Annotated in this window: 17 protein-coding genes; 2 read left to right on the plus strand and 15 right to left on the minus strand. The window is 71.8% G+C overall.

Translation table 11 applies throughout. From position 1 onward, the window contains the following. Nucleotide 1 precedes the first annotated feature (1 nt). From ACVGV2_RS11025 to ACVGV2_RS11035, 3 genes are read right to left on the minus strand one after another with little or no spacing between them, the layout of a single operon-like run. Complete coding sequence (locus ACVGV2_RS11025) at nucleotides 2-1492, minus strand: FGGY family carbohydrate kinase (RefSeq protein WP_459162280.1); 1491 nt, start codon at nucleotides 1490-1492, stop codon at nucleotides 2-4. Continuing rightward, complete coding sequence (locus ACVGV2_RS11030) at nucleotides 1489-2547, minus strand: 2-hydroxyacid dehydrogenase (RefSeq protein WP_459162281.1); 1059 nt, start codon at nucleotides 2545-2547, stop codon at nucleotides 1489-1491. Before ACVGV2_RS11030 ends, ACVGV2_RS11025 begins: the two co-directional genes overlap by 4 nt. A 43-nt stretch (nucleotides 2548-2590) precedes the next feature. Beyond that, nucleotides 2591-3325: an HAD family hydrolase gene (locus tag ACVGV2_RS11035; protein ID WP_459162282.1), complete on the minus strand. Its 735-nt coding sequence runs from the start codon at nucleotides 3323-3325 to the stop codon at nucleotides 2591-2593. A 145-nt stretch (nucleotides 3326-3470) separates the two neighbouring features. Between ACVGV2_RS11035 and ACVGV2_RS11040 the strand changes: the two genes are divergently transcribed. Next, entirely contained in the window at nucleotides 3471-4262 is a 792-nt protein-coding gene (locus tag ACVGV2_RS11040) for a DeoR/GlpR family DNA-binding transcription regulator (RefSeq protein ID WP_459162283.1), read from the plus strand. Nucleotides 4263-4282: 20 nt separating this feature from the next. Here the strand turns inward: ACVGV2_RS11040 and ACVGV2_RS11045 are convergent, their stop codons facing one another. Further along, nucleotides 4283-5905, minus strand: coding sequence for a family 43 glycosylhydrolase (locus ACVGV2_RS11045; protein ID WP_459162284.1), 1623 nt, complete (start codon nucleotides 5903-5905; stop codon nucleotides 4283-4285). 171 nt (nucleotides 5906-6076) lie between these two features. On the opposite strand from ACVGV2_RS11045, the gene ACVGV2_RS11050 reads away from it, so the two are divergent. After that, the gene (locus ACVGV2_RS11050; protein WP_459162285.1) at nucleotides 6077-8152 is read left to right on the plus strand and encodes a S9 family peptidase; all 2076 of its coding nucleotides are present in this window, start codon (nucleotides 6077-6079) and stop codon (nucleotides 8150-8152) included. Nucleotides 8153-8167: 15 nt separating this feature from the next. On the opposite strand, the gene ACVGV2_RS11055 is transcribed toward ACVGV2_RS11050, so the two are convergent. From ACVGV2_RS11055 to ACVGV2_RS11105, 11 genes are all read right to left on the minus strand, one after another. Beyond that, entirely contained in the window at nucleotides 8168-8995 is an 828-nt protein-coding gene (locus ACVGV2_RS11055; RefSeq protein ID WP_459162286.1) for an aldo/keto reductase, read from the minus strand. A gap of 11 nt (nucleotides 8996-9006) precedes the next feature. Next, on the minus strand, nucleotides 9007-10416 hold the full coding sequence (gene der / locus ACVGV2_RS11060) for a ribosome biogenesis GTPase Der (protein ID WP_459162287.1): 1410 nt from the start codon (nucleotides 10414-10416) through the stop codon (nucleotides 9007-9009). Next, a complete protein-coding gene (locus ACVGV2_RS11065; protein ID WP_459162288.1) occupies nucleotides 10413-11090 on the minus strand; it encodes a lysophospholipid acyltransferase family protein in 678 nt (225 codons plus the stop codon). The genes der and ACVGV2_RS11065 overlap by 4 nt, the downstream gene beginning before the upstream one ends. Further along, nucleotides 11087-11821, minus strand: a complete 735-nt coding sequence (gene cmk / locus ACVGV2_RS11070) for a (d)CMP kinase (protein ID WP_459162289.1) — start codon at nucleotides 11819-11821, stop codon at nucleotides 11087-11089. The genes ACVGV2_RS11065 and cmk overlap by 4 nt, the downstream gene beginning before the upstream one ends. Before the next feature lie 132 nt (nucleotides 11822-11953). Then, nucleotides 11954-12712, minus strand: a complete 759-nt coding sequence (locus ACVGV2_RS11075; RefSeq protein ID WP_459162290.1) for a pseudouridine synthase — start codon at nucleotides 12710-12712, stop codon at nucleotides 11954-11956. Next, on the minus strand, nucleotides 12702-13397 hold the full coding sequence (scpB, locus tag ACVGV2_RS11080; RefSeq protein ID WP_459165958.1) for an SMC-Scp complex subunit ScpB: 696 nt from the start codon (nucleotides 13395-13397) through the stop codon (nucleotides 12702-12704). The genes ACVGV2_RS11075 and scpB overlap by 11 nt, the downstream gene beginning before the upstream one ends. 86 nt (nucleotides 13398-13483) lie before the next feature. Further along, complete coding sequence (locus ACVGV2_RS11085) at nucleotides 13484-14347, minus strand: segregation and condensation protein A (RefSeq protein WP_459162291.1); 864 nt, start codon at nucleotides 14345-14347, stop codon at nucleotides 13484-13486. Between the two features lie 242 nt (nucleotides 14348-14589). Further along, nucleotides 14590-15546, minus strand: coding sequence for a ParA family protein (locus tag ACVGV2_RS11090; protein WP_459162292.1), 957 nt, complete (start codon nucleotides 15544-15546; stop codon nucleotides 14590-14592). Nucleotides 15547-15668: 122 nt separating this feature from the next. Further along, nucleotides 15669-16610, minus strand: coding sequence for a site-specific tyrosine recombinase XerD (xerD, locus tag ACVGV2_RS11095; protein WP_459162293.1), 942 nt, complete (start codon nucleotides 16608-16610; stop codon nucleotides 15669-15671). A 6-nt stretch (nucleotides 16611-16616) separates the two neighbouring features. Next, nucleotides 16617-17273, minus strand: coding sequence for an NUDIX domain-containing protein (locus ACVGV2_RS11100; RefSeq protein WP_459165959.1), 657 nt, complete (start codon nucleotides 17271-17273; stop codon nucleotides 16617-16619). 211 nt (nucleotides 17274-17484) lie between these two features. Beyond that, complete coding sequence (locus ACVGV2_RS11105) at nucleotides 17485-19188, minus strand: CTP synthase (protein ID WP_459162294.1); 1704 nt, start codon at nucleotides 19186-19188, stop codon at nucleotides 17485-17487. Nucleotides 19189-19412: the final 224 nt, after the last annotated feature.

Below are 19412 nucleotides of genomic sequence, written 5' to 3' on the forward strand. Positions count from 1 at the left end.
GCTACACGGGAGTTTCCAAGCACATGCTGGGTGCGGCGGCCTGCCACAGCGGACGAGCGCGCTGCAGGCTCGCCAGGTACTCGCGGTAGCCCCGCTCGTAGAACTCGGCGGCCTCCGGATTCGGCGCGACCACGTGCCGCGCCGCCGCCCACTCCTGCCGGTCGATCGGCTCGCCGAGGGCCTCCCACGCGGTCAGCGCCGCTCCGCGCGCCCCGACGCCCTCCTCGTCCGGCACGTGCAGCGACTGCCCCAGCACGTCGGCGAAGATCTGGCTCCAGCCGCTCGACCGCGCCCCTCCGCCGCAGGCGGAGACGGTGCCGTGCAGACCGGCGGATTCCAGGTTGTGCCGCGCGGCGTAGGCCACGGCTTCGCAGATGGCCCGCACGAGATCGGCCGGTGTCGTGTCCAGCGACAGACCGGTGAACTGCCCGCGGGCGTGCGGTTCCACGAAGGGCGCGCGCTCACCGGAGGTCGACAGGAACGACAGGGCCGACACCCCGCCGGCTCCGGGGGAACTCGCCGCCAGCATCTCGTCCAAGCGGTCCACGGTGGAGTTCACCATGCGCAGCACCCAGTCGATGTTGGCCGTGCCCACCATCGCGGGCATCACCCGCAGGTACTGCTCGGGCCACGGTGTCGCCAGGTACATGCCGGCCGGTTCACCGCGCGGATCGATGACGACCTCCTCGCGCAGCACCTGGCAGCCGAGCGTGGTGCCGATGACCAGTGTTCCGTCGCCGAAATCGCTGATCCCGGAACCGAACGCGCAGGCGGGCAAGTCGAACGGTCCGGCCGAGACGGGCAGCCCCGCCGGCAGGTCGAGCAGCCGCGCGGTCTCGCTGTTGAGCGCGAACAACGTGCCGGCGGGTGCGGGCTCGGCGAGCAGGTGGCCGTACTGCTCGAGCCCGCACGCGGCCAGGGCCTGCTCCGAGTAGGTGCGCGCGGTCGTGTCGAGGAACGGCATCGACGCGTCCGAGGGGTCGACCGTGATGGCTCCGGTGAACCGCTGCACGATCGCGTCCACGCAGTAGCCGGCCACTGCCGCGCGGTCGAGCCGCTGCGGTTCGGTCTCGGCCAGGTGCGCCAGCAGCGGGCCGTGGGATCCGGGGAACATGCCCGAACCGGTCCGGGCGAACACCTGCTGGATGACGCCGGACTCGTACCAGCGGTCGAGCACGCCGGCGGCGCGACCGTCCATCCACGAGATCGCCGGCCCGACCGCCCCGCCGGCGCGGTCGCGCAGCCACAGGCCGTCGCCCTGGCCGGTCAGGGCCAGCGCCTCCACGGTTTCGCCGGCTTCGGCCGCCGCGGCGCCCACCTCGCGCACGACGTCGACGACCGCCCGCACGACCTCGTCGAGGTCCTGCTCGACACGACCGCCGGGCAACCGGTGCACCGTGCTGCGCACGCTGCGCGCCACCCGCGCGTAGCCGTCCCTGCCCAGCAGGGACGCCTTCGTCACCGACGTTCCCACGTCGACTCCGATGATCATGCCCGCTCGTTTCCGATCCGCTCGAAGACCTCGGGGTTGGCCGCGAACCGCGGCCGCTGCCCCTGCACGAATCGTGCCACGTCGGCGGCGACGATCTCGGCGGCGCGGTGCGCCGTCTGCCGCGTCGCCCCGGCGAGGTGGGGGGTGGTGATCACGTTGGGCGCGTCGAACAGCGGCCACTCGCGCGGCGGCGGTTCGATGTCGTAGACGTCCACGGCCAGCGCCCGCAGGTGCCCGGACCGCAGCATCTCCGGCAGCGGCGCGTAGTCGAGCAACCCGCCCCGCGCGGAGTTGACCAGCACAGCGCCTTCCGGGAGCAGCTTGAGGTTGTCCGCGTTGAGCAGGTGCTCGGTCTCCGGGGTCAGCCGCGCGTGCAGGCTCACCACGGAGCTGCGGCGCAGCAATGCTTCCAGGCCGACCGCCAGCACGCCGTCGGCGGCCGCGTCCTCGGCGCGGACGAACGGGTCGTGCACGAGGACTTCGGCGTCGAAGGCGCGCAGCGCCCGCGCCACGATCCGCCCGATCGCACCGTAGCCGACCAGGCCGACCGTGCTGCCCGCCAGTTCGCTGCCCGCGTTGTCGTAGGCGTAGTAGTCACCGCGCCAGTTGCCGGCCTTGAGCTCGGCGTCGGAGCGCGGGATGTGCCGCAACCCGGCGAGGATCATCCCGACCGCGAACTCGGCGGCGGCGGCCGCGTTGCGCCCGGGGGCGTAGCTGACGAGCACGCCGCGTTCGGTGGCGGTGTCCAGGTCGACGTTCACGGGACCGCCGCGGCAGACCCCGATGAACTTCAGCTGCGGGCACGCCCGCAGCACTTCCGCGGTGAAGGGCGCCATCTGGGTCGCGACGAGCTCCACGTCGTCCAGCGCGCCGAGCAGCTGCTGTTCGGTGCCGCTGGCCTCGGACACGTTCCCGACCGGCCCGAACGGTTCGACCGGCCAGGGAAGCCGCAGCTCGCGGCCGTGCGGGGCCTGCGGGCCGAGCTGCCGTTCGATCGCGCCGAGGAACACCTCCGGGGACACGAAGTGGTCGCCCGCGGCGAGAAGATCACTCATGCAGTCTGCTTCCTTTCGTGCGTGCCGCCGCCTCCGGACGCGGTCAGCCGCGGGTGGGCTGCGCCAGCTCCCCCACCAGGTAGTGCCGCACCTCCTCGAGCGACTCCGCCACGTAGGCGGCCCCGCCCAGCGCGTCCTCCGCCGGCGGGTAGTCCCGGTTGGGGTAGGCCACCACGGTCATCCCGGCCGCGACCGCGGCGCGCAAGCCGTTGCTGGAATCCTCCACGGCCAGGCACCGCTGGGAAACCCCGCCGAGCTGTTCGGCGGCCGCCAGGTACACGTCCGGGTTCGGCTTGCCGCGCGCGACTTCCGCGCTGGAGACGGTGGCGCTGAAACGTCCGTCGAGCCCGTTGCGCGCCAGGACCGCGTCGATGAACCGCCGCGGCGCCGAGGAGGCCAGGGCGATGGGGGCGATCTCGGAGACTTCGGTGATCATGCGGGCGGCGCCGGCGAGCAGCTCGATCTCGCCGCTGTCGAGCGCGGCGATCATGTCGTCGACGACCGCCCGCTCGGCCTCCTGCGGGTCGGCGGCGCCGCTGAACTCGGCCAGGAACGCCGCCCACTCGGGAGCGCTCATCCCCTGCACCCGGCGGGTCTGGTCCGCGGTCCACTCCTGTCCCCGCGCCGCCGCGAACCGCGTCCACATGCGTTCCCAGAGGTGCTCGCTCTCCACGAGCACGCCGTCCATGTCGAACACCACCGCGCGGAACGCCTCCGCTCCGCCCGCGAGCCGCCCGGCTGCCGCAGCGCTGCCGACCCCCCGGTCCGGTTGGGCCATGCCGCTCCCTTCGCATCACGTCAGCACCAGAAATTAACATGATGGTGTTTATTAGTCACTATCTTTCTGATAATCCCTTGGGTAGAACGCCGCACCGGCACGCCCGCACGCGGCCCGCCACGACGCGCGAGAGAAGATGAACGGCATGAGCTCCGGAGCGAAGAAGCAGTCACCGCGCCTCCTCCGCCAGCAGCGAATCGTCGACCACGTGCTCAGCCAGGGGTTCGCCAGCGCGACCGAACTCTCGACGCTGACCGGCGTCAGCCTGATGACCGTGCACCGCGACATCGACGACCTGGTCACGCGCGGCCTGCTGCGCAAGTACCACGGCGGCGTGTCAGCGCAGCCCTCGACGGTCTTCGAGAGCAGCTCCGACTTCCGCCTGCACACGCGCACGCGGGAGAAGGAGGCCCTGGGCGGTGCGGCCCTCCGGTTCGTCAGCCCCGGCATGTCGGTGCTGCTCGACGACTCCACGACCGCACTGGCGCTCGCGCGGCTGCTGCCCGACGTCGGCCCGCTCACCGTGGTCAGCAACTACCGCCAGGTGGCCGAGACGCTGCGGCAGGAGCCCGACGTCCGGCTCATCGGGCTCGGCGGCGAGTACTCCCGCACGCACGACTCCTACCTGGGGCTGCCCTGCAAGGAGATGGTCAGCACGTTCTCGGTGGACATCGCCTTCCAGTCCACCTCGGGGATGAACGGGCAGATGACCTTCCACCAGGAGCAGGAGGTGGTGCTGATCAAACGCGCCATGCTCGACGCGGCCGAGAAGACCGTGCTCATGATGGACGCCAGCAAGGTGGGCCGGGCCGCGCTGCACCAGCTCGCCCCGGTCGAGCGCTTCGACCACATCCTGCTCAGCGGGGACGTCGACGAGGAGCTGATCACCGGCATGCGCGAGCTGACCGACGTGCGCCACACGCCGGCCCCGGACTGACCTCATTGTTACTGCGAATCTTAACTGTGATAGTGATAGGCCACGACCGGGTCAGCTCCGGTTGTCGATCCGCACGGTGGTCTGCACCGGCCTCTCCCGCCAGGAGCGTCCGACGCCCGGTTGATCACGTCGACGAACCGCCCGTCCGCCCTGCGCCGCTGGTAGCGCAGCGTCAACTCCGCCGCAGCAGGGCGCAGGCCGTGCACGACGACGCGGTCCCCGCGCACCTCGACCCGGGCGACATCCGCCGGGGAGACCTCCGCCAGCACGCGGTTCGCCGGGTGCTCCAGCGGCATCGCCGTGCCGGGCGCCGCGGTCACCTCCACCCCCGCGGTGGCGCCGCCAGCACCGGGTTCGACCACATCGGTGTCCGCCCGCAGCGCGAACGGCGCGACACCGGAGGGCAGCGGTTCGTCCGCGGTGGACTGGTGGATCGCCAGCCGCGCCCGATCCGGATCGAGGCTCATGCGCTCGGTGTACAGGCGTCGGTCGGATTCCACGCTCGGCCGCCCGTGGTGGACGTAGAACAGTTCCTCGCCGTCGGGACTCGCGCTGACGCTGCCGTGCCCGGTGGAGAACACGCCCGCGTCGGCATCGGTGTGCAGCACGGGGTTCTCCGGGGCCTTGCGCCACGGCCCCAGCGGGTGTTCGGCCACGGCGTAGCCGACGCCGTAGTGCGGGCCGGCGTAGCTGTTGGCGGAGTAGGTCAAGAAGTACAGCGCTCGCCCTTCGCGCGTGCACGCCTTGAGCGCGGTCGGACCTTCCTCCCACCGGCGGTCCTTCTTCTCCCCGCCGCTGTCGTCGTAGTCGTGGACGTGGGCGTTCTCCCAGCCCTGCTCGTCGCTGCCGTAGTCGATGATCGGGGTGAAACCGTCCTTGCGGGCGGGATCGCCCGGCGCGCCGTTGGCATCGCGGTAGGCCTCGGCGATCCGCGGCGCCGTGGTGGCGGAGGGATCGTTCCAGAACGCGGGGTCGAGCTCGACCGCGTAGATGCTCGCTTCCTCGACGTACTTGTCCAGAACGCGGTCCCACACCCAGTTGCGGTAGGCGTTGCGCGAGAAGAACAGGTAGATGCGCCCGTCGTCGAACAGCAGGTTCGGATCGATCGTGGGGATGTAAGTGCCCAGCGGCGCCGTCCGCCCCTCTTGCAGGGTCTCGGGCGGTTTGCGCTCGGGTTCGTCCATGATGAGGTTGACGTCGTGGTACTCCGGGTCGTACGGGTGGTAGTCCAGCGGCCCGTCCCCCAGCGGCCGGAACGGCCCGACCGGGGAGTCCGCCGCGGCCGCGCCGAGCTTGCTCGGTTCCTCGAAGTCCGCGCACCCGAAGTGCTCGGCTGCGAGATCGCTGCGCAGCCGGGCGGAGTAGAACAGGAAGTACTTGCCCGTGGCCGGGTTGTGGTAGACCTCCGGCGCCCAGAACCAGTCGCGGCCCCACCGCTGCGCCTCCCCCGGCAGGGCACCACCGGGCAGCCGCTGCCACGTCACCATGTCCGGCGAGCGGTGGATCGCGAAGTGGTGGCCCGGGTCGACCCCTTCCGTGGAGTAGGCGTAGTAGTAGCCGCTGGCCGGATCGTGCAGCACGAACGGGTCAGCTCCCGGCGTCTCGCCGGCGTTGTGGTACGTCGCGTTCGACTCCCCGGTCATCACCGCATCCCCGCTTCCCCTGCACCGCACGCACCGCGCGTGGTTGTTCCGCGTTGTTCCGCACCGATCATGACGCTCCGTGCGCGGCGCCGCCAAGCGCCCGCAGCGCGACGCGGACGAGGGGGAACACCTGCGTGTCGTCGCGGGGACCGGACCTGGCAGGCTTTCGGTATGGCGTCCGAGTCGTTCCCCCGGCACAGCGCGCGGACACAGGGCTTCACGCTGGGAACCCCGCGCACCAGCACGATCTGCCCCGCCGCGAACCTCGTGGTCTTCCTGCGCTCGCACGGCCCCACCGATCGGCGCAACGCGCTGTGGGCGCTGGACCTGGACAGCGGCGCGGAACGACTCCTCGCCGATCCGAGCGCACTGCAGCGGGACGAGGAGCCCACCGAGGCGGAGAAGGCGCGCCGGGAACGCGCCCGCGAGCGGGCCACCGGAATCACCGGGTATGCCACCGACTCCGCCGGCGACCTCGCCGTGTTCGCCCTGTCCGGCGAGGTTTTCGCCACGCAGCTGCCCGAGGGGGCCACCCGCCCGGTCGTGCGCTCGGCCGACGCGGCCGATCCGCGTCCGTGCCCGCACGGACGCCACATCGCCTACCTCAGCGGCGGCCGCCTGCACGTGGCCACAGTGGACGGTTCGGACGACCGCGTGCTCTCCCCCGCCGAGGACACGGCGACCTGGGGACACGCGGAATTCATCGCGGCCGAGGAGATGCGCCGCTCCCGCGGGTACTGGTGGTCCCCGGACGGGGAAGCGATCCTCGCCACCCGCGTGGACGAAACCCCGGTCGAGCGGTGGTACTTGGCCGAGCCGGCCGAACCGGCCACGCCTCCCCGCGAAGTGCGCTACCCGGCCGCGGGCACGTCCAACGCCGACGTGCGCGCCGCGGTGCTGTGGCTCGACGGGCAACACGTCGACATCCGCTGGGACCGGGCGAACTTCCCGTACCTGGTGGCCGTGCACTGGTCACCGCACGGATCCCCGCTGCTGCTGGTGCAAACGCGCGACCAGCGCACCCAGGTCGTGCTCGCCCTCGACCCGCGCACCGGGGACACCCGCGAAATACACCGGGACACCGACGAGCACTGGGTCGAGATCAAAACCGGCTGGCCCGCGTGGACCCCGGACGGCCGACTCGTGCGCATCGCCGCCGACGGCGACCACTACCACCTCGTGGTCGGCGACGAGGCCTGGACCGCGGCACCGCTGCAGGTGCACCGCATCATCGACGTGGACGAGGACGTGCTCGTCGCCGGCGCCGAAGACGACCCGGCCGAGGTGCACCTGTACCGGGTCACCGCCGACGGGCCGGAACGGCTCACCCGCGAGCCGGGGGTGCACGGCGGAACGCGAGCCGGCGACATCACCGTCATCGCGCGCAACAGCATCGACGCACCGCGCACCACCACGACCGCGTACCGCGGCGGAGCGGCGATCGCCACGCTGACCAACCACGCCGACGCTCCGCGGCTGGACCTGCGGGTGAACCTGCTGCGGCTCGGCGGACGGGACCTGCGCAGCGCGCTGCTGCTGCCGAGCGGGCAGGCCCGCGCCGACGGTCCGCTGCCCGTGCTGGTCGACCCCTACGGCGGTCCGCAGGCGCAGCGGGTGCTGGCCCAGCAGCAGGGCTATTTCACCTCGCAGTGGTTCGCCGATCAGGGGTTCGCGGTGCTCGTCACCGACGGGCGCGGCACGGGCGGGCGCGGCCCCGCATGGGACCGCGCCGTGGCCGGCGACCTCGCCGGACCGCCGTTGCAGGACCAGGTCGACGCACTGCACGCGGCCGCCGAGCAGTACCCCGAACTCGACCTCGCACGCGTGGCCGTCCGCGGTTGGTCCTTCGGCGGCTATCTCGCCGCGCTCGGCGTGCTGCAGCGGCCGGACGTGTTCCACGCGGCGGTGATCGGGGCCGGCGTGGCGGACTGGCGCCTCTACGACACGCACTACACCGAGCGCTACCTCGGCGACCCGGCCGAAAACCCGGACGTGTACGCGGCGAACTCGCTGCTGCGGAAGGCCGGCCAGCTCACCCGGCCGGCGCTGGTCGTGCACGGCACGGTCGACGACAACGTGGCCTTCGCGCACGCGTTGCGCCTGTCGCGCGCGCTGACGGCCGCGGCGCGCCCGCACGCGATGCTGCCGCTGCCCGGGGTGACGCACATGCCGACCGACGAGTCCACCCTGGAGCAGCTGCTGCTCATGCAGGTGGACTTCCTGCACCGGTCGCTGGGGCCGGGCTGAGCACCAAGACGTGATTCAGAGGATCTCCAACGGCACCGGCCCGGCCGGGGCGGGGAAGGCCTCGTCGAGCTCAGCCACGTCCGCTGCGGACAGTTCGATGTCCAGTGCGCGCACGTTCTCGGCCACGTGCTCCGGTGTCGCGGCCTTGGGGATGGCGCACACCCCCTCGCGGGAGAGCACCCAGGCCAGGGCGACCCGGGCCGACGTGACGCCGTGCCGCTCGGCGACGCGCTGCAGCGCCGCGGACCCGAGCACGCGTCCCTGCTCGATCGGCGAGTACGCCATGACCGGCAGGGAGTGCTCGCGGCACCACGGCAGCAGGTCGTGCTCGATACCCCGGCGCGTGAGGTTGTACAGCACCTGGTTCGCGGCCACTTGCCGGCCCAGCTCGTGCTGCCACAGCTCCGCCATGTCGTCGGGGTCGAAGTTGCTCACCCCGAACGCGCGGATCTTGCCGTCGGCGCGGAGCTGGTCGAACGCCTCCAACGTCTCCTGCAGCGGCGTGCCACCGCGCCAGTGCAGCAGGTACAGGTCGATCCGGTCGGTGCCGAGCCGCCGCAGGCTGCGCTCGCAGGCCTCGCGGGTTCCCCGCGCCGTGGCGTTGTGCGGGTAGACCTTGCTGACCACGAACGCTTCGTCCCGGCGGCCGGCCAGGGCGGTGCCGAGGACTTCCTCGGCCCCGCCGCCGCCGTACATCTCCGCGGTGTCGATCAGCCGCAGCCCCAGGTCCAGGCCGTAGCGCAGCGCCGCCACCTCGTCCGAGCGGCGCGCCGCGCGCTCGCCCATGCCCCACGTGCCCTGTCCGAGCACGTCGATCCCGTCGTCACCCAGTGCGCGCACCATCGCCTCCCTCGTCACCGGCTCTTGCTGCTCTCCCGCACGCGGACGGAGAACCGCACCGGGCTGCCGACGAAACCGAACCGCTCGCGGAAGCTGCGTTCCAGGAACCGGCGGTAGCCCGGTTCCAACCGCCCCGTGCTGAACACGACCACGGTCGGCGGTTGCGCCTGCGCCTGCGTGGCGAACAGGATCTTCGACTGCTTGCCCCCGCGCACCGGCGGCGGCTTCGCCGCCACGAGTTCGCTGATCCAGGCGTTGAGCTGGCCGGTGGGCACGCGGGAGTCCCACGACTCCAGTGCACGGCGCAGCGTCGGCGCCATCTTGGACACCGCGCGCCCGGTGTGCGCGGAGACGTTGACCCGCTCGGCCCAGCGCACCCGCACCAGGTCCCGGTCGATCTCCTTCTCCAGCCGGCGGCGCCGCTCGTCGTCGACGAGATCCCACTTGTTGTAGGCGATGACCAGGGCGCGCCCGGCGTCCTCGACCATGCTGATCACGCGCAGGTCCTGCTCGCTCAGCGGTTCGGAACCGTCGATGAGCACGATGACCACCTCGGCGGCCTCGATCGCGTTGCGCGTGCGCAGCGAGGCGTAGTACTCGGTGCCGCGGGCGGTTTTCACGCGTTTGCGCAGGCCCGCCGTGTCCACGAACCGCCAGGTCTCCCCGCCGAGCTCCACCAGCGAGTCCACCGGATCGACCGTGGTTCCGCCGACTTCCTCGACCATCGCGCGTTGCTCGCCGGTGAGCTTGTTGAGCAGGCTGGACTTGCCCACGTTGGGCTTGCCGACCAGGGCGACGCGTCGCGGACCGGCGCTGTGGCCCTGGTCGCGGGGTGTTTCCGGCAGCGTCTCGAGCACCGCGTCCAGCAGGTCACCGGAGCCGCGCCCGTGCAGACCGCTGACGGGGTGCGGCTCGCCGAGACCCAGCGACCACAGTTCGTGCACCTCGTTCGCAGCGCGCTGATCATCGACCTTGTTCGCCGCGACCAGCACCGGCTTGCGCGAGCGGCGCAGCACGCGGACCACGGCCTGCTCGCCCTCGGTGACGCCCACCTGGGCATCGACGACGAACACGATGGCGTCCGCTGCGGCCGCGGCCAGTTCGGCCTGCTGCGTGATGGCGGCCTGCCGTCCGGAAGCCTGCGGATCCCATCCGCCGGTGTCCACGATCGTGAACCACCGGTCGTTCCACAGCGCGTCGTAGGTCACGCGGTCCCGGGTGACGCCCGGCGTGTTCTGCACGACCGCTTCACGCCGGCCGATCAGCCGGTTCACCAGGGTCGACTTGCCCACGTTGGGCCGGCCCACCACCGCCACCACCGGCTGCGGCGGTACGGACGACTCGCCCTCGGCCGGTTCGAAATCATCGGCCACCGCCCAGTCGGACTCGTCCGACCACGTGCCGTCCAGCGACTCGTCGGTCACGCTTGCTTCCCTCTCCGCTGATCGTTGTTCTGGTCGGCGACCAGCTCGTCGAGCGCGACCACCAGGTCCGCCAGTTCCGAGCGCACCCGGTCGGTCGCCGCACGCAGGCCGGCGCGCCCCTTCTCGCTCGGCAGCTCGACGGCTTCACCGAAGAGCACGTCCACCCGGGGCCGCAACCGCGGCCACCGGCCCGGCCGCGCGGTGCCCCGGCACGCCACCGGGAGCACCGGCGCCTGTGCGGTGCGCGCGAGCCAGGCTGCGCCGTTCTGCGCGTCGTCCACTGCGCCGGTGCCGCGGGTTCCTTCCGGGAACACGGCCACGGCCCCACCATGACGCAGCACGCGGACCGCCGCGAGCAGCGGGGTGCGGTCGGGCTCGCCGCGACGCACCGCCAGCTGGCCGATCCGCCGCAGGAACCACCCGACCGGACCGCGGAACATCTCCGCCTTGATGAGGAAGACCACGTCCCGGGGCAGCACACCGAACAGCAGCGGCCCGTCGATCAGGGCCGAGTGATTCGCCACGAGCACCACGGGCCCGGAACGCGGCACCCGGTCGGCCCGGTGCACGCGCAGCCGGTAGGCGGCGCCGATCATCCGCGCCACGCACCGCCCGCCGCGGTGCAGCGCCGGCCGCGCGCCTTCCGGAAGGTGCTGCTGCCCCTGCCCGCTCACCCGGCCGTCCGTTCCGAGGCCGACGGGGCGCAGTCCCCGAGCAACCCCCGCTCTTCGGCGAACCCGTGCAGCCGGGAGAGCACTTCGGTCACGCCGAGCTCGGTGGTGTCCAGTTCCACCGCGTCGCAGGCCTGCCGCATCGGCGAGACGCTCCGGCCGGCGTCGAGCTGGTCCCGGCGGTGCACCTGCTCCGCGGTGCCGGGCACGTCGCTGCTGCGGCCGGCGGCGGTGTCCTGGGCGGTGCGGCGCTGCGCACGCGCGTCGGAACTGGCCGTGAGGAAGACCTTCAGCCGCGCGTCGGGCACGACGGCCGTGCCGATGTCGCGGCCTTCGACGACGACGCCGCCGGGCGCAGCGAGGGCCTCGCGCACCTCCTCGCGCTGCTGCGCCACGAGCACCTCGCGCACCGCGGGAATCGCCGACACGGCAGAAACCGCACCGGTCACTTCGGCCCCGCGGATCTCCGCTTCCACACCGACCTCACCGAGCAGCACCGCGGGATCGTCCGGTTCGGTCCGCACGGCCAGCGAGGCGCTGCGCACGACGCGCTCGACCTCGACCGCGTCGGCCGGGTCGACCCCCGCGCGCAGGACCGCCAACGTCGCCGCCCGGTACATCGCGCCGGTGTCGAGGTACTTCGCCCGCAGCTCGAGCGCGAGCCGTCGAGCCACCGTGGACTTGCCGGTGCCCGAAGGCCCGTCGAGCGCCACCACGCCGCGTAGCTGTGTCACCGTCGCTTGTCCCTCCCTGAACTGGCGGTCCCGCCGAAGTCCATTCTGCCTGCCGGGCTGTGGCGATCCCCACGCGCATCGGCACCGGTGCGAGCCGGCCGCGCGAAGCTCCCGCGGGCCGTTGGGCCGACGTCACAGCCCGACGGACTTGTACAGCGCTCCCATCTCCCGCTGGTTGAGCGGCCGGATCGCGCCGGGCCGTTCGTCGGTGAGCCGCACGTCGCCGACCGCGGTGCGTACCAGCCGCTGCACGGGCAGGCCCACCTGCTTGAGCAGGCGGCGGACGATGCGCTTGCGGCCCTCGTGCAGTACGAGCTCGACCATGGCGCGCTTCGATACCTGGTCGACGACCTTGAAGCGGGAGACGTGCACCGGGCCGTCGCCGAGTTCCACTCCCTCGCGCAGCCTCCTGGCCATGTCCTTCGGCACGGTGCCCTGCACCTCGGCCAAGTAGGTCTTGGGCACCTCGTAGGACGGGTGCATCACCCGATTGGCCAGTTCACCGTCGTTGGTCAGCAACAGCAGCCCCTCCGTGTCCTGGTCCAGGCGCCCCACGTGGAACAGCTTGCCGTCCTTCTTGCTCAGGTAGTCACCGAGGCACGGACGTCCCTGGTCATCGGACATCGTGCAGAGGATGCCGCGCGGCTTGTTCAGCATGAGCAGCCGCACGTCGTCGGTGAGGAACACCCGCGCGCCGTCGACGTGCACGATGGCCGTGTTCGGGTCGACGCGAGTGCCCAGTTCGGTGACGGCCTCCCCGTTGATCTGGATGCGGCCCTCGACGATCATCTGCTCGGTTTCCCGGCGCGAGGCCACACCGGCGTTCGACAGCGCTTTCTGCAGCCGAACGCCTTCGGCGTCGGCGGAAACGGAAGGGTCCTTAGACGTCATCAATCGCATCCACTTCGGGCAACAAGGGGGCCAGCGGCGGCAGTTCCTTCAACGACGACAGGCCGAGTCGTTCCAGGAACAACTCGGTCGTGCAGTACAGGAGGCCGCCAGTTTCCGGATCGGTCCCGGCCTCTTCGACCAGGCCTCGGCCCACCAGGGTACGGATGACGCCATCGACGTTCACACCGCGTACCGCCGCCACTCGCGAGCGGGTCACGGGCTGGCGGTACGCGATCACGGCGAGCGTCTCCATCGCGGCGCGCGTGAGCTTGCTGCGCTGCCCGTCGAGCAGGTAGCGCTCGACGTACGGCGCGTAGCGCTCGCGCGTGTACATGCGCCAGCCGTCGCCGACGTGCCGCAGATCGATTCCCCTGTTCGCGGCCGCGTACCCGTCGGAGAGCCGGTGCAGCGCGGTGCGCACGCGGGCCACCGACTGCCGCAGGGTCTCGGCGAGCAGCTGCTCGCCGGCAGGAGCGTCGACGACGAGCAGCAGCGCTTCCAGCGCGCAGTCCAGCTCCTCGTCGGTGTCCAAGGCCGGTGGTTCGGGAGTGCTCTCCACGCCCCGGCGCGCCGTGGCGGACTGCGCTCCGGCCTCGGTTCCGGGCGCATCGGGTTGCGTCCCGGCAGCTTCCGCGCCAGCCGCACCAGGACCCGGTTCGTCCACAACGGACTCGTCCTGCACCATTGTGGACGGCTCCGCCGCCGACTCGCGATCCTGCGCTGGCGCGGGCGGTGGCGCACTCGGCTCCTCGTGCTCGTGGGCCTGGTTGCTCACCCGTACTCCTCATCGTCCTGTCGGGCCAGTTCCGCGTCCGCCTGCGCCCGCGCCTGCTGCAGGCTGCCACCCGCCCAGCGGATCGACAACGCCGCCAGCGGCGCCTCCTGCTCGAAGAGGATCACCTGCTCGCGATACAGCTCCAGCAGCGCCAGGAAGCGGGCGACGACCTCGATGGTGTGGCCGCAGTCGGAAACCAGATCGGCGAACGTCGCCTCACCGCGTTCGGCCAACCGCACCCGCAGCAGCGCGACGTGCTCCCGCACGGAGACCTGGTGCTGGTGCAGGTGCTCCAGCGACACGGCCGGCGCCGGCTGCGGCCGGAACACCGAGGCCGCGATCTCGGCGAACCGCTCCGGGCCGACACCCAGCCGCACCTTCGGCAGCAGGTCGGCGAACCGGTCCTCCAACGACACCGCGCGCGGATAGCGCCGCAGCGCCCCCGCTTCCAACTCGCTGAACAGCTCGGCGACCTGCTTGTAGGCACGGTACTGCAGCAGCCGCGCGAACAGCAGGTCCCGCGCCTCCAGCAGCGCCAGGTCCTCCTCGTCCTCCACCTCGGCCGCGGGCAGCAACCGGGCGGCCTTGAGGTCGAGCAACGTCGCCGCGACGACGAGGAACTCGGTGGTCTCGTCCAGGTCCCACTGCTGCCCGAGAGCCTTGGTGTAGGCGAGGAACTCGTCGGTGACCCGGTGCAGCGCCACCTCGGTGACATCCATCTCGTGCTGCGAGATGAGCTGCAGCAGCAGGTCGAACGGCCCCTCGAAGTTGTCGAGCCGCACGGTGAACCGCCCGCCGGAGCCGGACTCGTCGGCCTCCGGCTCGCTCGCGGCGAGTTCGGAGAGCTCGGAATCGGTCACGCGGCGGCCCCCTGTACGACGGTGTTCTCCGGCGGTGCCGCGGGCCACCGGCCCGCGTCCCGACCTCCCGGCGGTCCCGACCCGAGTCGTCCCGACCCGCGCCGAGCCCGACAGCACCGAGGACGCGCACACCGGACCTGCCGATGATACTCCGCTGCCACACCGCCCGAACCGCCCATGGGCCGGCCAGCCACCCCGCCCCGCTCTCCGCACGGGCCCCCCGAGCAGGCACGACGGGCGGCTCAGCGCGCGATGACCTCCCGCGCGAGCGCGCGGTACGACTTCGCCCCGGCAGAACGGGGCGCCCATCGGGTGATCGGCTCACCGGCCACCGTCGTCTCCGGGAAACGCACGGTCCGGTTGATCACGCTGTCGAAGACGATGTCGCCGAACGCCTCCACCACCCGCTGCATCACTTCCCGCGAATGCAGCGTGCGCGGATCGAACATCGTGGCGAGGATCCCGCTGATCTCCAGGTCCGGGTTCAGCCGGTCGCGCACCTTCTCGATCGTGTCGATGAGCAGCGCGACACCGCGGAGGCTGAAGAACTCGCACTCCAGCGGGATGATCACGCTGTGGGCGGCGGCCAGCGCGTTGACCGTCAGCAGCCCCAGCGAGGGCTGGCAGTCGACGAGGACGTAGTCGTACTCCTTGGCGGCGCCGCGCAGCGCCCGCTGCAGCGCCTGCTCCCGCCCCACCTCGGCGACGAGCTGCACCTCCGCCGCGGACAGGTCGATGTTGCTCGGCAGCAGGTCCATGCCGTCGACGGAGGTCTGCTGGACGATCTCCGTCAGCTTCGCCGAGCTCTCCATGATCACGTTGTGGATCGTGCGGTCCAGCTGGTGCGGCTGCACCCCCAGTCCCACCGACAGCGCACCCTGCGGATCGAAGTCCACCAGCAGCACGCGACGCCCGTACTCGGCCAGCGCCGCCCCCAGGTTGATCGTCGAGGTCGTCTTGCCCACACCGCCCTTCTGGTTGCACATGGCCACGATGGACGCAGGGCCGTGCCGCTCCAGCATCGGCGGCTCGGGGATCTGGCGGCGGGGTCGTCCGGTGGGCCCGAGCCCGCGGGTCGCCCCGGGCGCGAGGTCGACCTCCTCCTCGGAACTCGATCCCGTTCCGGTCGAATCCGGGGCGATGCTCAGGTCGACCGCGCCCCGGGACCGCCCGTCGGCGGAGGGCTGCGGTTGCGACATGGCGATCCTGACTCCTTCGTTAGCCGGTGGTGATCACAATGCAGCCTAGGTGGCGTTCACGACCTGCGGCAACGCGCCTCGCCGTGGTGTCGGGAACAACCGGCCCGGCCGACCCCGCAGCGCTAGCCGCGGGCGCGCGGATGCGATGTCGCGTAGACCTCGCGCAGCGTGGCCACCGTGACCATGGTGTACACCTGGGTGGTCGCGACCGAGGCGTGCCCGAGCAGCTCCTGCACGACCCGCACATCGGCACCTCCTTCCAACAGGTGCGTCGCGAAGGAATGCCGCAGCACGTGCGGTGAGACCTCGCGGGTGATCCCGGCGCGCTCGGCGACCTCCTTCAGAGTGTGCCACGCGCTCTGCCGCGACAGGCGCGTTCCGCGGGAATTGAGGAACACGGCGGAACTTCCGCGTCCCCGCTCGGCCAGAACCGGACGAGCGCGGACGAAATAGGCATCGAGCGCCTCGAGCGCGGGCCTTCCCACCGGGACCAGGCGCTGGTGCCCGCCCTTACCGGTGAGCACCGCGGTGCGCTCGTCCACGTCCAGGTCGTCGACATCCAACCCCACCGCTTCGGAGATCCGCGCGCCCGTGGAGTACAGCAGCTCCAACAGGGCCCGGTCGCGCAGCTCGTGCGGACGCTGACCGGCGACGTGCTCCAACAACCGCGCGACCTCGTCGACCGCCAGGGCGCGCGGCAACGACCGCGGCGGGGCCACCGGCGTCACCTCGCGCGCCACGTCCGCGGCCAGCATTCCCTCCGCCTGCGCGAAGCGGTGCAGCCCGCGGGCCGCGACGAGCGTGCGCGCCGTCGAGGACCGCGCCAGCGGACGGCGGTCTCCGCCCGGGTGGGACAGGTCAGCCTGGAAATCGGCCAAGTGCTGCGCCGTGACCGAGGCGAGGTCGGTGATGCCGCGTTCGGCCAGGAACGCTCCGTAGCGTCGCAGGTCCCGGCGATAGGCCTCGAGCGTGCTGCGCGCCGCGCCGCGCTCGACGGCCAAGTGGTCGAGGTAGCGGGTCACGGCGGTGCGCACCGCCTCCGGCAGGTCCTCCCAATCCGGCACGGCGACTCACTCCGCGGACGCGTGCCCGCCGGCCGCGCCGCGCCGCGCGAACTGGTGCGGCCGGTCCTGCCACGCCGCGTGCGCCGCCCGCGGCCGGTGGCTGCCGTCCCGCACGGCCCGTGCCGCCAGCAACCCGGACACGGCCGGGGCGTTGACGATCTCCCCGTCGAAGACCATGGCCACGGCCTCGTCGAGCGGCACGGACGTGACCGTCAGGTCGGCCTCCTCGTCGGCCGTGGCCGGCGGGCGGTCCACAGCGCGCAGCCGCCGCGCCAGGAACACGCGCACGCTCTCGTCGGTGAACCCCGGGGAGGACGCCACATCCACCAGCACCGACCACTCGTCGGCGTCCAGGCCGACCTCCTCGGCCAGTTCGCGGCGCGCCGCCTGCACCGCGCTCTCCGCGTCGACGTCGAGCAGCCCGGCCGGCAGCTCCCACAACCGCCGCCCGAGCGGGTAGCGGTACTGGTGGATCAGCGTGACCTGCTCGTCCTCGTCGAGGGCCAGCACCGCCACGGCACCGTAGTGCTCCACGACCTCGCGCCGCGCGCGGCGCCCGCCGGGCATGTCGACGTCATCGGCCCGCAGGGCCAGGATGGTGCCGACGTAGACGTCCTCGCTGCCGGCCACGGTGAAATCGTGCGCCCCGTTGGTGCGGCCCACGCCGTCCGATCCCCGACCGTCGGTGCCGGCCCCGGCGTTGTCGGTCCCGGAGTTGTCGGTTCCGGTGTTGTCCCCATGCACGCGGCCCACTCTAGTACCGATCAGCGCGCCGGAGCCCGCACCAGCAGCACGCGGATCCGACCCGCGCCGGAGGTGCGGAGCGAACCTGCGCCGAAGGCGCGCGGGGCAGACCGCGCCGGAAGCACGCAGATCAGGACGTGCCCGAAGTGCGCGGCTTTTCCGGCAGGTCCACGGGCAGCCGCTCAGCCGCGCGGTAGTCCACCGCCGCGCGCACGAACGCGGCGAACAACGGGTGCGGCCGGGTCGGGCGGCTCTTCAGCTCGGGGTGGGCCTGGGTTCCGACGAAGAACGGGTGCTGGTCACGTTCGAGCTCGACGAACTCGACGAGCCGCCCGTCCGGCGAGGTGCCCGAGCACAGCAGCCCCGCCTTGCGCAGGTCCTCCCGGTAGTTGTTGTTGACCTCGTAGCGGTGCCGGTGCCGCTCGGCGACGTCGGACTCGCCGTAGGCCTCGGCCACCAGCGAACCGGGCTCCAGCCGCGCCTGGTAGGAACCGAGCCGCATCGTGCCGCCCATGTCCCGGTCCCCGGTGAGCACGTCGCGCTGGTCGGCCATGGTGCTGATCACCGGGTGCTGGCAGGGTTCTTCGAACTCCGTCGAGTTCGCCCGCTCCAGCCCGGACAGCGACCGCGCCGCTTCGATGACCATGCACTGCAGCCCCAGGCACAGCCCCAGCGCGGGGATGCCGTTCGTGCGAGCGTAGCGAATCGCGCCGAGCTTGCCCTCGATGCCGCGCACACCGAATCCGCCGGGCACGAGCACACCGTCCATACCGGCCAGCGCCTGCGCCGCGCCGGCCTCGGTATCGCACGAATCGGACGGCACCCAGGAGATCTCCACCTTGGCCCGGTGCTGGAAACCGCCCGCGCGCAGCGCTTCCGTCACCGACAGGTAGGCGTCGGGCAGGTCGACGTACTTGCCGACCAGCGCGATCCGCACACGTTCGGACGGATTGTGCACGCGGTCCAGCAAATCCGTCCACATCGACCAGTCGACGTCGCGGAAGGGCATGCCGAGCCGGCGCACCAGGTAGGCATCCAGCCCTTCGGTGTGCAGCACGCGCGGAATGTCGTAGATCGACGGGGCGTCCGGGCAGGCGACCACGCCGTCGGTGTCCAGATCGCACATGAGCGCGATCTTGTCCTTGAGCTCCTCCGGCAGGTCGCGGTCAGCGCGGCAGACCAGCGCATCCGGCTGGATGCCGATGTTGCGCAGCGAGGCCACCGAGTGCTGCGTCGGTTTCGTCTTCAGCTCGCTGGAGGGGGCCAGGTAGGGCACCAGCGAGACGTGCAGGAAGAAGCAGTTGTCCCGCCCCACGTCGTGGCGGATCTGGCGGCAGGCCTCCATGAACGGCAACGACTCGATGTCGCCGACGGTGCCGCCCACCTCGGTGATCACCACGTCCGGTGCGCGCCCGCTGTCGTCCGGCTCGCCCATCGCCAGGATGCGCGCCTTGATCTGGTCGGTGATGTGCGGGATCACCTGCACCGTGTCACCCAAGTACTCGCCGCGGCGTTCCTTGGCGATCACCGCCGAGTACACCTGCCCGGTCGTGACGTTGGCGTTGCGCGTCAGCGCCCGGTCCAGGAACCGCTCGTAGTGGCCGATGTCGAGGTCGGTTTCCGCTCCGTCCTCGGTGACGAACACCTCACCGTGCTGGAACGGGTTCATCGTCCCCGGGTCGACGTTGAGGTAGGGGTCCAGTTTCTGCATCGTCACCCGCAGGCCACGAGCCGTCAGCAACTCACCCAGACTCGCTGCGGTCAGGCCTTTGCCCAGCGAAGAGGCAACGCCCCCAGTCACAAAAACATGCTTGATCGCGCGTGCGTGCGGCACCAAAAGCTCCCCGTGGTTAAGCCGTCGCCGGGCTGCGTCATCCCCGCCCGGTTCGAAGGGTCTCTCTGCACTGCGGCGGTTACAGCTTCGTGGCCGGTCCCGTCGCTTCCACGGGATTCCAGCCTATCGCACGAGTTCACCCGAACGCACCGCCTGGTGCAGGCCGCGTACACCGCCCGGCCGCACCGACTCGCAGCCGCGCCGCGGCCTGCCCGGCTGACTCA

This window comes from Bounagaea algeriensis (genome assembly GCF_054491375.1).

Excerpts from the sequence above, each read along its gene's own strand:
- ACVGV2_RS11025 (WP_459162280.1), bottom strand. The coding sequence starts at position 1,492 with ATGATCATCGGAGTCGACGTGGGAACGTCGGTGACGAAGGCGTCCCTG.
- ACVGV2_RS11030 (WP_459162281.1), bottom strand. The coding sequence starts at position 2,547 with ATGAGTGATCTTCTCGCCGCGGGCGACCACTTCGTGTCCCCGGAGGTG.
- ACVGV2_RS11035 (WP_459162282.1), bottom strand. The coding sequence starts at position 3,325 with ATGGCCCAACCGGACCGGGGGGTCGGCAGCGCTGCGGCAGCCGGGCGG.
- ACVGV2_RS11040 (WP_459162283.1), top strand. The coding sequence starts at position 3,471 with ATGAGCTCCGGAGCGAAGAAGCAGTCACCGCGCCTCCTCCGCCAGCAG.
- ACVGV2_RS11045 (WP_459162284.1), bottom strand. The coding sequence starts at position 5,905 with ATGACCGGGGAGTCGAACGCGACGTACCACAACGCCGGCGAGACGCCG.
- ACVGV2_RS11050 (WP_459162285.1), top strand. The coding sequence starts at position 6,077 with ATGGCGTCCGAGTCGTTCCCCCGGCACAGCGCGCGGACACAGGGCTTC.
- ACVGV2_RS11055 (WP_459162286.1), bottom strand. The coding sequence starts at position 8,995 with ATGGTGCGCGCACTGGGTGACGACGGGATCGACGTGCTCGGACAGGGC.
- ACVGV2_RS11075 (WP_459162290.1), bottom strand. The coding sequence starts at position 12,712 with ATGACGTCTAAGGACCCTTCCGTTTCCGCCGACGCCGAAGGCGTTCGG.
- scpB (WP_459165958.1), bottom strand. The coding sequence starts at position 13,397 with ATGGTGCAGGACGAGTCCGTTGTGGACGAACCGGGTCCTGGTGCGGCT.
- ACVGV2_RS11090 (WP_459162292.1), bottom strand. The coding sequence starts at position 15,546 with ATGTCGCAACCGCAGCCCTCCGCCGACGGGCGGTCCCGGGGCGCGGTC.